Annotated in this window: 13 protein-coding genes; 2 read left to right on the top strand and 11 right to left on the bottom strand. The window is 43.9% G+C overall.

Annotated features, from left to right (window positions below):
- Position 1 precedes the first annotated feature (1 nt).
- The 6 genes from M1D81_RS16280 to M1D81_RS16305 form a co-directional block, all read right to left on the bottom strand.
- Entirely contained in the window at positions 2–1,132 is a 1,131-nt protein-coding gene (locus M1D81_RS16280; protein ID WP_456266348.1) for a glycosyltransferase family 1 protein, read from the bottom strand.
- Positions 1,125–1,964 carry a glycosyltransferase family 2 protein gene (locus M1D81_RS16285; RefSeq protein ID WP_456266347.1) on the bottom strand — a complete coding sequence of 280 codons (840 nt, stop codon included), beginning with the start codon at positions 1,962–1,964 and terminating at the stop codon, positions 1,125–1,127. Before M1D81_RS16285 ends, M1D81_RS16280 begins: the two co-directional genes overlap by 8 nt.
- Entirely contained in the window at positions 1,957–3,102 is a 1,146-nt protein-coding gene (locus M1D81_RS16290; RefSeq protein ID WP_456266346.1) for a glycosyltransferase family 4 protein, read from the bottom strand. Before M1D81_RS16290 ends, M1D81_RS16285 begins: the two co-directional genes overlap by 8 nt.
- A complete protein-coding gene (locus tag M1D81_RS16295; RefSeq protein ID WP_456266345.1) occupies positions 3,068–4,942 on the bottom strand; it encodes a polysaccharide biosynthesis protein in 1,875 nt (624 codons plus the stop codon). Before M1D81_RS16295 ends, M1D81_RS16290 begins: the two co-directional genes overlap by 35 nt.
- Before the next feature lie 165 nt (positions 4,943–5,107).
- Complete coding sequence (locus tag M1D81_RS16300) at positions 5,108–5,791, bottom strand: CpsD/CapB family tyrosine-protein kinase (RefSeq protein ID WP_456266344.1); 684 nt, start codon at positions 5,789–5,791, stop codon at positions 5,108–5,110.
- Entirely contained in the window at positions 5,781–6,512 is a 732-nt protein-coding gene (locus tag M1D81_RS16305) for a YveK family protein (protein WP_024423528.1), read from the bottom strand. Before M1D81_RS16305 ends, M1D81_RS16300 begins: the two co-directional genes overlap by 11 nt.
- A gap of 257 nt (positions 6,513–6,769) precedes the next feature.
- Here M1D81_RS16305 and slrR point away from each other — a divergent pair, with 257 nt between their 5' ends.
- Entirely contained in the window at positions 6,770–7,240 is a 471-nt protein-coding gene (gene slrR, locus M1D81_RS16310) for an HTH-type transcriptional regulator SlrR (RefSeq protein WP_024426096.1), read from the top strand.
- A 292-nt stretch (positions 7,241–7,532) separates the two neighbouring features.
- Here slrR and M1D81_RS16315 read toward each other — a convergent pair whose 3' ends face one another.
- From M1D81_RS16315 to M1D81_RS16330, 4 genes are all read right to left on the bottom strand, one after another.
- The gene (locus M1D81_RS16315) at positions 7,533–7,757 is read right to left on the bottom strand and encodes a phage holin (protein WP_024423530.1); all 225 of its coding nucleotides are present in this window, start codon (positions 7,755–7,757) and stop codon (positions 7,533–7,535) included.
- A 144-nt stretch (positions 7,758–7,901) separates the two neighbouring features.
- The gene (locus M1D81_RS16320; protein WP_372713610.1) at positions 7,902–8,801 is read right to left on the bottom strand and encodes an iron-hydroxamate ABC transporter substrate-binding protein; all 900 of its coding nucleotides are present in this window, start codon (positions 8,799–8,801) and stop codon (positions 7,902–7,904) included.
- A 17-nt stretch (positions 8,802–8,818) separates the two neighbouring features.
- Complete coding sequence (locus M1D81_RS16325) at positions 8,819–9,820, bottom strand: FecCD family ABC transporter permease (RefSeq protein WP_456266343.1); 1,002 nt, start codon at positions 9,818–9,820, stop codon at positions 8,819–8,821.
- Positions 9,817–10,869 carry a FecCD family ABC transporter permease gene (locus M1D81_RS16330; RefSeq protein ID WP_456266342.1) on the bottom strand — a complete coding sequence of 351 codons (1,053 nt, stop codon included), beginning with the start codon at positions 10,867–10,869 and terminating at the stop codon, positions 9,817–9,819. Before M1D81_RS16330 ends, M1D81_RS16325 begins: the two co-directional genes overlap by 4 nt.
- A gap of 297 nt (positions 10,870–11,166) precedes the next feature.
- On the opposite strand from M1D81_RS16330, the gene M1D81_RS16335 reads away from it, so the two are divergent.
- Positions 11,167–12,576 (top strand): polysaccharide deacetylase family protein, encoded by a 1,410-nt coding sequence (locus M1D81_RS16335; protein ID WP_456266341.1) that lies wholly within the window; start codon positions 11,167–11,169, stop codon positions 12,574–12,576.
- A gap of 216 nt (positions 12,577–12,792) precedes the next feature.
- On the opposite strand, the gene abc-f is transcribed toward M1D81_RS16335, so the two are convergent.
- Positions 12,793–14,352 (bottom strand): ribosomal protection-like ABC-F family protein, encoded by a 1,560-nt coding sequence (abc-f, locus tag M1D81_RS16340; RefSeq protein WP_456267097.1) that lies wholly within the window; start codon positions 14,350–14,352, stop codon positions 12,793–12,795.
- Between the last annotated feature and the right edge of the window lie 336 nt (positions 14,353–14,688).

Here is a 14,688-nt window from a genome sequence, read left to right on the forward strand (position 1 = left end):
CTTACAGTCCATATAGATTCATCACACGTGTAATATTCTGTTTCACATCAAACCCTCTTTGTTCAAGCTGAGAGGTAATGGTCTCTTGAAGAGGAGGTTCTGCATGATATGCTTCAAGCACCGCCTTCATCCATTCATGCGCGGAATTTCGCAGGGACATCCTTTTCACAAGCCCGCAGCCTAAATCTACTTCCTCTGTAATATGATCTGAAATCACACAAGGCAGACCAGACGCCTGTGCTTCCACTAATACAAGCGGAAGACCTTCAAACAAGGAAGGCATCACAAATACATCAAATGCTTTCATATATTGTGGAACGTCTGATACGACGCCTGTAAAGACAATGTCCTCCATCAAGCCTGCCTTCTCTGCATACGATTCGACTACTTGCTTCAACGGTCCATCTCCTGCGAGGACAAGCTGAAATGAAACCCCTTGCTTCTTTAAGGTCTGTGCCAGCTCCATAAAAAAAACATGATTTTTTTGCTCATGGAACCGCCCAATATGACCGATGACCATGTTTTTTTCGCGAAGATGGAGCTGCTTTTTCATCTCTGCCTTTTCGTCTGGTTCAGGCTGTGAAAAAAGGGTTAAATCAATCCCATTTGGCAGCACCTCAACTTGCCCGTTCTGCATTTTTTTCTGTCCAAATAAAAAGACACCGGCATCCTCGCCGCATGCAACAAGCTGTGTAGAGAATGCAAAGATCAGCTGGCGAAACCCTTTGAGCATCATATGATCCAGCCAGTTTGGCGACTGCTTCCACGCTGTATTATGTGAATGGCAAATGCGCACCTTTACACCCGCTAGTTTGGCAGCAAGTGCGGAAAAACCCGTCTGAAAATCCGTATGTGCATGCACTGCCTGATAGGGCCCTGTTTGCCTAATTGTCTTGGTCAATGTTTTCACAAAAGCAACCGGAGAGGACGCCCCAATACTTGGGACGTAAAAGATGCGTCCCCCAAGCCGGCGAATTTCCTCATCATAATCACAGACGTCCTGCCGATGAGTAATGAAATCAAATTGAAGGACATTCCTGTCGAGTGCACGATAGATGTTCATAATCATCGTTTCAGCTCCGCCGCGGTTCATTCCGCCCACAATATGAAGCACGCGCTTTGGCTCACTCATCTTGAACTGCCCTCCTCTTCAGCATAGACGACGCCAGCTTCCGGCGATGATAAAGTTTCATGATCTTCGGTGACAAGCAGGCACGGACCACCGGCTTTAGAGCAAATACATAGTCAAGCGGCGACAGTTTTAATAGCCAGCATGCTTTCAAAACGAGCCAGGCATTGTCCATCGAATATCGAAACTTCCGCCGCTGAAAGGCCGCTTCATCCTCTCTCACAAGATATAACGGCTCTTGTAAATTAAAGCCTTTCCTCCCAGCAGCAAAAAAGCGGATCCAAAGATCGATATCTTCCATCCGCCTTGTTGTTTTTACAGAACGATAGCCTTGTAAAGCCTTGTAAGCAGAAGCCCTCATCATAATGGTCCCATGACAAAAAGGAGCCCCTCTTGCCAACACCTTCCGATCAGGCTCTGACACAAGTGCCCGCACACCCTTTGTTCCCGTTTCATCAAAAACCGTCATTGCCGTACCGACCACATCATATTCAGGATATGTATCGAGGAAATGAACCTGTTTTTCTAAACGAACAGGCACTGATAGATCGTCGCCATCCTGTCTTGCAATCAACTCTCCCCTCGCTTCAGCCAGGCAGCGATTGAGACTGGCAGCGAGTCTTTGATTTTGTTGATTGCGGATCAGGCGAATTCTTTCAGGATGTCGTTTTGTATAAGACAGCACTTTCTCATAAGTGCCATCTGTTGATGCGTCATCACATATGATGAGCTCCCAGTTTTCATATGTTTGATGAAGAATAGATTCAATGCTTTCTTCTACTGTCTCTTGGCAATTGTAGACGCCCATGATCATAGACACCTTTGGTTTATGCATGCTGTATCACCTTCTCTGCTTGATCCATATAGATTGTATAAATTTCTTCCATTTCCCTGACCGTCTGCTCCTGTGCAAATGCATGAGCCATAGAACGTCCCGCTTTTCCCATGAGGGGCAGCTGATCTTTTTTGCCGTAGAGCTGCTGCAAGTAATCAGCTAAACTATTCACATCTTGCGGTTTAACTAAAAAACCATTGACGCCATGTTTGACAAGCTCACAATGTCCTCTATTCTCCGTTGCAACCACAGGTTTTTCTGCCGACATCGCTTCAAGCAGGTTCATGCCGAGCCCTTCTCTCAAGCTGGTGGAAACACATACATCGCACATATGCATCCATTCCTCCATTTGTTTGCAAAACCCAGCAAAGTGGACATGATTTTCAAGATGGAGCTGGCGTGTAAGCTTTTCATAGTTCGGCCTCATTGTCCCTTCCCCGGCAAACACGATCTTTATATTTGGTATTTTCCTAGACAGCTGTGCACATGCTTTGATGAGCATCCCTTGATTTTTATTCGTATTTAATTCACCAGCACACAGCACGATAAAATCTTCCGAGGAAAAGCCATAGGCTGCGCGAAGGCTCTGCTTCTTTTTTTCATCGACAGGTGCGAACCGCTTCATATCCACACCCATACCGGGCACATAATATACAGATGCCCGCTTTGATAGACGGTCGGCTCTTTTAAAATCTTCTCCATTAATGGTGATCAGAGCGTCTGTATAGCGGGCTAAAAATCTCTCTATTGGATAATAGAGCAGCCAGTTTTGAAGCGGCGCCCCCTGCCAAAAGTGAAAGCCATGTGCCGTGTAAAGAACCTTCGTTCCTTTTTTGCGCGTACCTTTGGCTGCGAGCCTGCCGATGACACTTCCCATTGGTGTGTGGCAATGGATGAAATCATAGTGCTCTTTTGCTAACAGCTTCTTCAGTTCTACATACGCAAGCCGGTTGCGTACATGAAAAGGAGAACGCTGAATCGGAATCGAGTGGGCATGATTCACATAGGGCAGCTCCAGCTGGCCGTTTGCCGCTGTATGCACTTCCCATCCTTGTTCCTGAAACCACCGGAAATACGGAAGATGAAAGGCCTTAAAGTGATAATCAACCGTTGCGCAAAACAAGACTTTTTTCTTCATTGGCAAGTGCTTCCTCCTCTCGTTTCATCTGATCGGACAACATATCATGCGACTCAATGGCAGCAAATAAGGCTTGTCTCATTTGTTCTTCACTCATCATGTCAAATTCATGGATAAAGCGGTTCAGCACATATGGGTCACCATCCAGCGCATGGCCGATGTGAATTTTCGGGAAGATTTGCTCCTGTGCTTTTTCATGCTGATTGAGTAATTCCTCGTACATTTTCTCTCCAGGACGAATGCCTGTGAAAGTGATTGGAATCTGGTCTGTGGTGTAGCCTGAGAGGTGAATGAGGTTTTCTGCGAGGTCCACGATTTTCACTGGCTCCCCCATATCTAAAACAAAAATCTGTCTTCCTTCTGCCAGTGCACCTGCCTGAATCACCAGCCTTGATGCTTCTGGGATGGTCATAAAATATCTTGTCATGGCTGGGTGCGTAACCGTCACCGGCCCGCCTTGCTCGATTTGTTTCTTAAAAATAGGGATGACGCTCCCTCTGCTTCCGAGTACATTTCCAAATCGAACGGCGACAAACTTTGTTTCGCTGCTTGCCCCCATTTGCATGATCAGCATTTCAGCAAACCGCTTTGTGGCTCCCATCACATTGGCAGGGTTGACCGCTTTGTCAGATGAGATGAGGACGAATGTTTCAATGCCGTGCTCGTGTGCGGCTTCTGCGACATTTTTTGTCCCGATAATATTGTTTTTCACTGCTTCTTTCGGACTGATCTCCATGAGCGGAACATGCTTATGTGCCGCAGCATGATAAATCATATCCGGCTGAAACTGACCAACGATTTCACTCATTTTCTGTTTATCTTGAATATCCGCAATTTGTGGATAGAGTCTGATGCTGCCTCCATATAATTCTTTCAGCTCTAGTAAAATAGAATGAATGCTAAATTCTCCATGTCCCACAAGTACAATCGCTTGAGGAGCAAACACACAAATTTGACGGCAGATCTCTGACCCAATCGATCCGCCTGCCCCTGTGACCATGATCGTTTTTCCCTTTAAATGAGCAGATAGACGGCTCGTATCTAATTGAATCGGTTCTCTCCCTAGTAAATCCTCTGGCTGTACATCCCGTAATTGATTCAGCGCATGGGTTCCTTTTAAAATCTGCTCCATTTCCGGCATGATCTGTGTTTTGACTCCGGTCGCGACACATTCCTTATACAGCCCTTTTAAGGTGTGGCTGCTTTTGGACGGAATGGCGATGATGATCTTCTGAATATCCATCATCACGACAGCTGTTTGAATTTGTTCTTTTCCTCCTATAACAGGCAGACCCATAATTTCAAGCCGATGTTTCGTCTTGTCATCATCGATGAAGGCGACTGGCTCAATATGTACATCACTCGATTGCTGAAGCTGACGAACGAGCATGGTTCCTGCTGATCCGGCACCAATAATTAAGGCCCGCTCTTTTTCTGCCTGAAGCCGTTTGGCCCCGTCATGAAATAACCTAGAAGCCATACGAGATGCACCGATGAATAAGATATGAAAAAGCCACACGATGAATAAAAACCGAAATGGCCATGTCTGCACGAAAAGATACAGCATCGTCATCGAAAATAAAAAAGAACACACAAAGGTTTTCATTAAAGAAAATAACTCTCTTACTCCTGTATAAGCCCATACTTGCTTGTACACATGAAATATGCAGGCAAATATATGGTGCCCAATGAGCAGACTGAGCGAAGAAATGGCGAGCATTTCAAATGAATAAACGGTTAAAGCCGCCTCTTGGACAAATTGAAAACCAAAAAAGACGGCAACTAAGATGAGATATGAATCTAGTGCTACGATAATTGATAATCTTTGGGCGTAAGTCAACGCTCCTCCCCCTTTTTAAAGCATCACTATTCTTACGTAACATGGGCATCAAACCCGTCCTCACATCCCACTACTGATGACGAGCATCTAAGGCACCGGTTATGCCCACAGCAGGATCGAGTGCCTCCATTGTTAAAGATTAGGAGACATCACCTATCAATCTTTTTAATACATATACAGCCTGCCCTTTTTCTCTTTCTTGCCATTTAGCATAGCTCCAAGCAGTTTACTTGTTGTTCCTTCTAATACTTCTTTTGATTTCTTCACAGCAGCAATCTTTGTTTTGCCGCTTAAGACAACGAGAATGCTCCCATCTGTCCGGTTCGCCAAGATCTTTGCATCTGCAACTGGCAGAAGCGGAGTGGAATCAACAATCACCATGTCATATTGCTGTTCAATCTCATAAAATAGCTGCTTCATCACAGAAGATGAGAGCAGCTCTGCTGGATTCGGCGGAATGGTTCCGCTCGGAAGCAGCTCTAAATGCTCAATCGGTGTCGGTAAAATGGCTTCTTCCAAGCTGCAATTATTTAATAGCACATTCGTCAAACCGGTGTGATGACTCAGGTCAAAATATTCATGGACGGCCGGTTTTCGCAAATCAGCGTCCATGAGCAGCACCCGCTTGTTCTGCTGTGCGAAAACAGCTGCTAAGTTTGCAGCCGTAAATGATTTCCCTTCCTTCGGTAAGGAGGAGGTCACTAATATCGATTTCAGCCTTGTTTGGATCGATGTGAATTCGATGTTTGTTCGGATCGTACGGAATTGTTCCGCAATGACAGAGTGAGGATTTAATACAGAAATACAGGATAAACCTCTCTTTTCTCTTTTCTTCCTCTTAAAGATCAATGTTCTGTCCTCCCGTTATGACGGACTGCTTGTCTTTTTTGGCCCTCCTGTCTGCCTGCATCTGATAGACACTGCCAAGCGACGGCAATCCGATCTCTTCTCTTATTTGATGTGTTCGTTTTACAGTATCATCGAGTAAATTCATTAAGAAAATGAGTGTCATACCCCCTAATAAAGAGGCGCCTAGTGCCAGAACGATATGAACGAATTTCCTTGAATTCATCAGAATCGTGTTGGACAGCTTGGCTTCAGACAAAACATTAATGCGATCCATATTCATTGTTTTTTTGATTTCTTCTTGCAGCACCTCTGTTGCAGTATTCGCAATGGCGACTGCCTTCGCGCGATCCTCATCTTGTACAGAAATATTGATGACCTCAGACTCATTTTCTGTACTTGTGGCAATTTTGTGTTTTAGTCCTTCTGCTGATTCTGTGAGATGGAGTGTTTCTTTTACTTTTTCAATGACAATTGGGCTTTTTAATAAAACTTGAAAGGTACGTGTATATTGAAGGTTCATCTGAATATCGTTTAAATCTGCTTGTGCGTCATTGCTGCGTTTATGAACAAGAATTTGAGTGGTTGCCTGATATACAGGAGTCGAGACATAGAACTGATAATAGGCTGAAATGCCCGTTACGATCAGGACAATCAGGATCAGAAGGGCCATTTTCTCTTTAATGACAGAAAACAGCTGCTTAAAACCTATATTCTCATTCATAGATACCTCCCGATTTCATCATAAAAAGGTTATATATGGTTTCTTTTTGTTAATGATTGGATTATAAAAGATAATACCCGCAAAGAAAAATGTCATAATAGGTCTTATAGTTCTTTTTAAAGAACGAAATCGTTCGTTTTCTTTTGTTTACTTCCTGATTCTTACGTTTTTGAATTTTATAAAGAACAATTTATTTCTTATAATGAACGAAAAGGTCGCAGAACTATTCGCCGGGGAGAAGGGAGATCATTGATCGAATGATAGGCAAGGTGATACGCATTTACCGAAAGAGAAAAGGATACTCGATTCAGCAGCTGGCTGAGGATGCTCATGTCTCTAAGTCATATTTGAGCAAAATTGAGCGCGGGGTCCACAGGAATCCATCTGTCCAGTTCTTAAAAAAGGTATCCTCTTCACTAGAGATTGATTTACAAGAACTGTTTGATGCAGAGACGATGATGTTTCATTACGCTGAGGGTGGTGAACACGAATGGCGGGAGCATATCGTAAGTGCCGTCCAATCAGGCATGCCTAAAGAAGAGCTCTATCAGCTGCTCCAAACGTACCGAAAGGAGCAGGAAGAAAAGTCGTTACATGTCACCCATAGAAAGCTGACTGATTCAAATATCGCAGAGTGGAAGCGTCTAATGAGTGAAGCAAAGGCAATTGGTTTAAGCATTGAGGAAGTAAAAGCTTTCCTCAACAACATGGGAGAACGCCGGGCGTAAGCCTTTCAGGAAGAATGATTGCGGGGAGAGGCGTTTGACGCTTCGATGAAAAAGAGCCTTTGATTCATGAAAGGCTCTTTCAGACTGTTGACAAAGGGCTAAAATGATTTTTATTTTAGCCCTTTGTCTTCTTTTCAGCGTGATAGAAAACCTTTGCAGTCTAGGAAGGGCGAGTACCGGAGCGGAGCGAATTGAAACATTCGTGAGCACCGGAGCGCAGACCTGCGGGCGAATGCGAGGGTTTGTCTACACGCTGAAAGAGCCTTTGATTCATGAAAGGCTCATTTTTCTGTTATTCTTCTTTTTTTGTTCGTGCTTTTTTCGTTATATCGTTGTTTTTCCAATAGGCCCATAGTGATGTAATCCCCAGAAAGGCCAGTGTGATGAATTGTTGAACGCCTTCTTCATCAATAGGAATTGGGCTTTTTCCCGCAGCAGTTAGCGCACTGTTAACAAGCGCCAGTAAAAGCAGCACAAGCCTTGCAATTGTACCTGCACTAATTTTTTGAACCTCCAACTGTAACCCCTCCCTTTCTTCTTCTCATGGGCGGTAATGCTCGTTCTCTCTCATATGTATGCATCAGCCGAATGAATAGAAGAACGAAACAAAAAAAGAGACATCATTCCTATATACGGAATGATGCCTGATTTCATTTGCTATTTATTTAGAAAACATCTCTTTTGCTTCATCCAATGCCATTTTATTGCCTAGAGCTGAGTAATCGAGCCAAGGCTGATCGGCAATCGGATAGACTTGGTTTTTCTTCACTGCTTTTAGACCCTTCCAAATCGGAGTCTTTTCTAATTGCTTGAATGCCTGCTGCGCTTTATCATCACGGTTGACAACGACAAAGATCGCATCAGCATCATAATCAGGAAGAACCTCTTGAGAAATCACTTCAAATGGGCGCTTGCTGTCCAGCTTTTTCACACCATCGACAGGTGTCAGGCCTAAATCCTCGTATAAAATAGGACCCATTGGGCGCTTCATGCTAAATACGCGAAGCTCCTTTGCTGTCACACGGATCGCCATGACTTTTCCGTTTCCAATCTTTTTCTTAATGAGCGATTTGACCTCTTTTGCTTCTTGATTGTAATTCTTAATATATTGATCCGCTTCTTTTTCTTTATTGACGTGTTTGGCGATTTTTTTCAAATGATCCCGCCATGTGCCATCATTTAAATTAAACACTTCTGTTTTGGCGATCTTTTTATATTTCGATAAGTCTTGTCCGGCTAATTCTTCATCAACATAAATGACATCTGGTTTTAACGCAAGCAGTGATTCCATATCTGGATCAGCTGCAATGCCGAGCTTCTTCGTCTGACTCAGCTGCTTTTTCGCATGTGGAAGGAAATCTTTTAAGTCTCCACCTACAACAGAGCCCGCCGGTTTGATACCGAGTGCTAACAAGTCATTTGTTAAATGAATAGACAAGGAAGCAATCTTTGGTGTGCCATTGGTCTTTTCATTTGTTGTATTCTTTGTTTCCTGTTGTCCGCAAGCGGCAAGAAGCAAGAAACAGAGCGTTAATCCAAACACTAGTAATTTTTTCATGATGAGTTCCTCTTTCGTGTTTATTTCGTTTTAGTTAATAAATAAAGAAAATACGGCGCACCGATAAAGGCCACGACCACACCCGCCGGTATGGCATTTGGAGCAAAGATGGAACGTCCGATTGTATCGGCACTGACCAAAATCAACAAGCCAAGCAGCGCACTAACTGGTAAAAAATACTGATGCAGTGAACCGACAAGCCGCCTGGCCAAATGCGGAGCGACGAGGCCTATAAAGCCAATACTGCCTGTCATCGAAACACTTGCACTCGCGAGGCCTACCGCTAAGGTCAGCAAAAGGAGACGTTTACGCTGGACACGTACACCTACACTTGAGGCGACAGCATCTCCTAATGTCAATGCATTGAGCGTGTTTGACTGCATCAGCGTAAACGGCACAAGGCATACAATCCAAGGCAGAAGTGCCAGCACATGAATCCAGTCTCTCCCCCATACATTGCCCACAAGCCACCTTGAAGCAAACGTGTATGTATCTTCATCCAGCTTCAAAGACAAATATAAGGTGAGTGCACTAAATCCCGCAGCAACCGCAATGCCAACTAAGATCAGCCGAATAGGAACAAGCCCTTCATGCCGGTCATATGCAAGAAGCACGATGACCGCTGCCGCAAGCAGTCCGCCGCCAAACGTAAAGAGCGGAATAAGAAGAGACGGATTGCCTTCAAGTGCGTGAAAATAAGTCACAAACACAATTAAGCCAAACGCTGCCCCTGCATTCAGTCCAATTATTCCAGGATCGGCCAGCGGGTTACGGGATAAGCTCTGCAAAATGCCTCCAGCAATGCCAAGACCAATACCAGCTAACATCGTCACCACGATTCGAGGCAGACGATAGTCAAACAGCACCGTTTCACTTTGGAAATCTCCAAAGCCAAATAATGTCTTGACGACCATGACAGGGCTTAGTTTCAGCGTACCGGTATTTAAACTATACAGCACAGCAGCCGCACTCAGGCAAAGCAAAACGACTGTCACGACAAGAGCACGCTGTTTCTCTCTCATGACAGGTTCCTCCCTTCTTTTCTGGCAATGTATAAGAAGAAAGGTACACCAACAAGTGCTACCATCACGCCAATGGCAAGCTCTCTTGGCGGATTGACTGTACGGCTGGCAAGGTCTGCAAAGACAAGCAGCATTGCGCCTAATATCGCTGACATCGGAATGACGAAACGATAGTCTACACCAACAAACTTTCGTGCAATATGCGGGATGACGAGACCGACAAACCCAATCGATCCGACTGCTGATACAGAAACCCCTGCTAATAACACAGCAGCAGTCATTCCTAGTATTCGCACCTGCCGTGTTTTCACCCCTAAATTTGCCGCTGTATCTTCACCGAGCGATAGTAAGGAAAGTGACCGTCCTAATAGCATTGCCCATACGATCACAATCAGAATGACCGGGGCAAGAATCGTCAGCTGCGGCCATTTCACTCCAGCTACGCCGCCTGCATACCAAAAAGCCAGGTCCTGACTCAGGTCAAAATAAATCGCGATCCCAGAGCTGAGCGCATGAAGCAATGCGGCTACAACCGATCCTGCCACAGTGAGGCGCACCGGTGTCAATATGCCGCCAGCCGCCCCAATTGCAAAGATCAGCAGCGTACTGAGCACAGCACCAATGAAGGAAAAAAACATCAGTGCCGAATAAGGTATTCCTGGAAAAAAAGCAAAACAGAGTGCGACCACAAACATCGCACCTCCATTAATACCCAAAATCCCCGCATCTGCCAGTGGATTTCTTGTGATGCCCTGCATAAGAGCACCCGCTGCGGCAAACGCCGCTCCCACTAGAGCTGCCCCTAACACACGAGGAAGTCTTAATTCATGGATGATCTGCTGCTCTGTGACATTTGACTGGTAGTCAAATACAGCTGTCCAAACCGTTTGCAGAGACAATGTTTTTGCACCGTATGACACAGCAAAAAACATGGCAGCCGCTAAACCAATGACGGCGAAAAAAAATATCAAAAAGAACAGAATATGTGATGATCGTGTTTGTTGATGTTTTCGCTTATCCTGCAAAATCGGTGTCATCCTTTTCTTCATTAAAAGTCAGTTTGAAAATGAGAATCATAATCAACAAAATTATAGCCGCCAGCTCCTAAAAAATCAATGTACACCTATTTTTTAATTAATGAAGGTATGTGCGGAGCAGAGAGAGGGGAGATTTCTTTTTGCCGATTAGAACGGTCTTTCATTTTTTCATAGTTTAATAGGAAAATAGTTGACTTTTCACATGAATATCCACTAAAATTACAAAAGTAAGTCAAATGTTATAAAAATATTACAAATAGATGTCATACTAATAAGGAATGACCCGTCATGAGAGGAGATCTGAAAGTTGTGTCAGTAAAGGGAAAATGGAGTATCGTCCTATTTGCGCTTGCAGTCGTCATTGGAGCAGTTGCTTTCTTTCAAAATCAACAAGCAAGCGGTACAGAGAAGAAAAATGTAAAGCAGGATACGAACTATAAAAACGTAGAAATTGTCACTCTCGTAAATGACGGGAAATTTATGAGATATGCAGTCAACTATCCTCTTTTTCATCAAAAAGAGCTAGATGACAAGATTCAAAGCTATGTCAATTCAGCATTAGAGCATTTCAAAAAAACATTCAGTGAAGCAAAGGATATCGATGAAAATAAACGCTATGAATTGAATATTGATTATGAAATGGTGCATTATGCGAAGCAGTCTGCTGCCATTCGCTTTACGACCTATACGTATACCGGCCAGCAAAAAGGAACCACCAATCATCTCACGATTAACTTTGATTTTCAGAAAAAAACCTTTCTTGACACAAAAGATTTATTTCTGCCTAAAACCAATTATTTAAAGAAATTATCCTATATTACATATACAGAGCTTCGAAAGGACAAAACCTTATCTAAGGATCAGCCTCTCCTTCAGAAAGGAACAGCCCCTGATGCTCAAAACTTCAGTCAATTTGCCTTGAAAGACAAATATGTAGAATTTTATTTCCCTGCATCTCAAGTAGCCGCAGAGGATCTTGGTCCGCAAACGCTCGCGATCAAAAAGACATTGCTGAAGGACATATTAAAGCCAGAATATATGGATAAAATCAAAAATAAAAATGAAATAAAAGAACCGAATCCAAAAAGAAAAGCCGTCAAGCTGCCGCAAAAATCAAAGCTTGACCCGAATAAAAAAGCCATCGCCCTCACATTTGATGATGGACCGAATCCAGCGACAACCACAAAAATTTTAGACGCGCTGAAGGCAAATAAAGGACATGCTACCTTTTTCGTATTAGGCAGCAGGGTGCAATATTATCCTGGAATGCTTGCCGATATTTTAAAAGGCGGGAATGAGATCGGAAACCATTCCTACAATCACCCTTTATTAACAAGACTGCCTTTAGAAGAAGCCGTAAAACAAGTGAAGGACACCCAGAAGCTGATTGAGAAAGCAAGCGGATATACACCTACGCACTTTAGACCGCCATATGGCGGTACAAATCAAGACATCAATCAGGCGGTTGGGATGAAGGTCACTTTGTGGGATGTTGATCCTGAGGATTGGAAAATCCGCAACAGCCAGCAGATCACAAACCGCGTTCTCTCACATGCAGCCGATGGCAGAACAGTGTTAATGCACGATATTTATGAAAGCTCAGCCCAAGCAGCAGTAAAGATCATCCGTGAACTCACCAAACAAGGCTACCAGCTCGTCACAGTGAGTGAACTTGAACAATTAAAAAAAGAACGACATGAACAAACCCCTGTAGAGTAAACAGGGGCTTTAGATTGTTGACAAAGGGCTAAAATGATCTTTATTTTAGCTCTTTGTCTTCTTTTCAGCGTGATAGAAAACCTTTGCAGTCTAGAAAGGACGAGTACCGGAGCGGAGCGAATTGTACATTCGTGAGCACCGGCACGCAGGACTGACAAAGAATGCGAGGGTTTGTCTACACGCTGAAACCCCTGTAGAGTAAACAGGGGTTTTCTTTTATGACTCCAAAGACTTTTTTTGTTTCAATAATGCTTGAAATGTCTCTTCAAGCTCTTGCGACGGCTCAATACTTAAACGGCTGAGCACTTCAGACAGCTGCATATCAATTAACAGAAGCTCCTCTTCTCTATTTGTCACAGCTGGTTTTTCTTCCTTTTGTTTATAGGCTTCATATGTGCCGTCAAATCCTTCAATACGTTTCTCATGAATATGGAAAATACGAGTGGCAACCTCCTCAATCAGCCTGCGATCGTGGGAAACAAACACAACGGTACCTGGGTAATCCTTCAATAGACCTTCAAGTGCTTCAACTGCCGCCAGATCTAAAAAGTTCGTCGGTTCATCCAGCATGAGAACATTGGCATCACTGACGAGTAAGGACGCAAGCATCGTCTTCACCCGTTCTCCCCCGCTTAAAACCTCAACAGGCTTATGCACATCATCCCCTCTAAATCCTAGTCTCGCCAAAACCGTTCGAACCACTGTCTCGTCTTGAACTGCCTCTTTCAGCGCATTTTGTAAAATCGATTCAGCTACCTTCAGTCCTGACAGATTCTGACGAAAATAGGCTAGCTTGACAGCCTCTGAACGAGTAACTCCGGGGTGTCCATTTACTAACATACGGAGAAATGTCGTTTTGCCGCTCCCGTTCTTTCCGATAATGGCCACTTTGTCTCCGCCCCTCACTTCCACATTCGCCTTCTTCCAGAGCACTTTATCGCCCGCCTTGCCATCTACATTTTCCACTCGCAAAATGGTACGGCTTGCTGTTTCCTTCATCGTATGCTGAGTCATTTGAATGGGCTGAATGTCCTTTACCTTCTCCACCTTTTCTAATTTCTCCATCCTTGTTTCAATGGATTTGGCTGTTTTTTGCAGCTTTTTTTGCTTATTTGCATAGTAGGGCTTTGCAATTTTAGGCCCTGAGGATTTCACCTTTTGGGAGGGCTTTGTCGCTTTGTCCGCCTTTTTCTTTTTCTTTTCCAGTGCATGCTCTAACTGTTTTTTCTTTTGTGTATAAGCTTCATACGCTTCCACCTGCTGACGATGCGCCAGCTCTTTTTGCTGTGCAAAATGTGTGTAATTGCCTTTGTAATGATGAAGCTTCCCATGATCCAGCTCCCAAATCTCCGTACATATTGCATCTAAAAAAGCACGATCATGTGAAACAACAATGAGAGCTCCTTGATAATGACGCAGCTTATCTTCCAGCCACTCAATATGCTCCGTATCCAAATGAGTGGTCGGTTCATCTGCTAATAAAAGGGCAGACGGCCGGCTTAATGCTCTTTCAATATAAGTCTGAGTCATTTCACCGCCACTCTGTCTGCCGTCTCCTTGTTTCAATTGAGGAAGCAGCGTACAGACCGCTGTGGCGGCAACCGTGCCGCTGTCTGGTGTTTCCTGTCCTGCCAGCACATGCAATAAAGTCGTTTTTCCGCTGCCATTTGTCCCTACAAGACCAATGCGGTCCCCTTGATGGATGGCGAGCTCCTCAATATCAAATAACAAGCGATCTTTTCGAAATACCTTTAACTGATTGGCTTTTAATAACATCCAATCCTCTCCTTTCATATCAGGAGACATGAAAAAGCCTCCCATTCTCAGAATAGGAGGCAAAATGGTGTACAAAAATAAGCGGATTGATCCAGTATGGAGTGCTGTTCCTATTTGAACACACACATCCCACGTATCCATCACTTCATTTTTTGATCCCAAGCTGTACCATCCTATTCCGAAGCTAAAAAATGAAAACGCAGCAAACATGGCAAACTGATCGTTTGCTCACTGCCTTCGTTTGTTCATTTTGCTTACAGGTCATAGGATTAGTACTTCATTGCATTGGGTCACCCTTCCGTCGTTTGTTACGTATACGATAAAAGATTGGTTATT

The sequence above is a fragment of the Bacillus sp. JZ105 genome (assembly GCF_053903125.1).

Coding starts and splice junctions, on each gene's coding strand:
- M1D81_RS16285 (WP_456266347.1), bottom strand. CDS start 1,964: ATGCATAAACCAAAGGTGTCTATGATCATGGGCGTCTACAATTGCCAA.
- M1D81_RS16330 (WP_456266342.1), bottom strand. CDS start 10,869: ATGAAGAAAAGGATGACACCGATTTTGCAGGATAAGCGAAAACATCAA.
- M1D81_RS16305 (WP_024423528.1), bottom strand. CDS start 6,512: ATGAATGAGAATATAGGTTTTAAGCAGCTGTTTTCTGTCATTAAAGAG.
- M1D81_RS16280 (WP_456266348.1), bottom strand. CDS start 1,132: ATGAGTGAGCCAAAGCGCGTGCTTCATATTGTGGGCGGAATGAACCGC.
- M1D81_RS16290 (WP_456266346.1), bottom strand. CDS start 3,102: ATGAAGAAAAAAGTCTTGTTTTGCGCAACGGTTGATTATCACTTTAAG.
- abc-f (WP_456267097.1), bottom strand. CDS start 14,352: ATGTTATTAAAAGCCAATCAGTTAAAGGTATTTCGAAAAGATCGCTTG.
- slrR (WP_024426096.1), top strand. CDS start 6,770: ATGATAGGCAAGGTGATACGCATTTACCGAAAGAGAAAAGGATACTCG.
- M1D81_RS16325 (WP_456266343.1), bottom strand. CDS start 9,820: ATGAGAGAGAAACAGCGTGCTCTTGTCGTGACAGTCGTTTTGCTTTGC.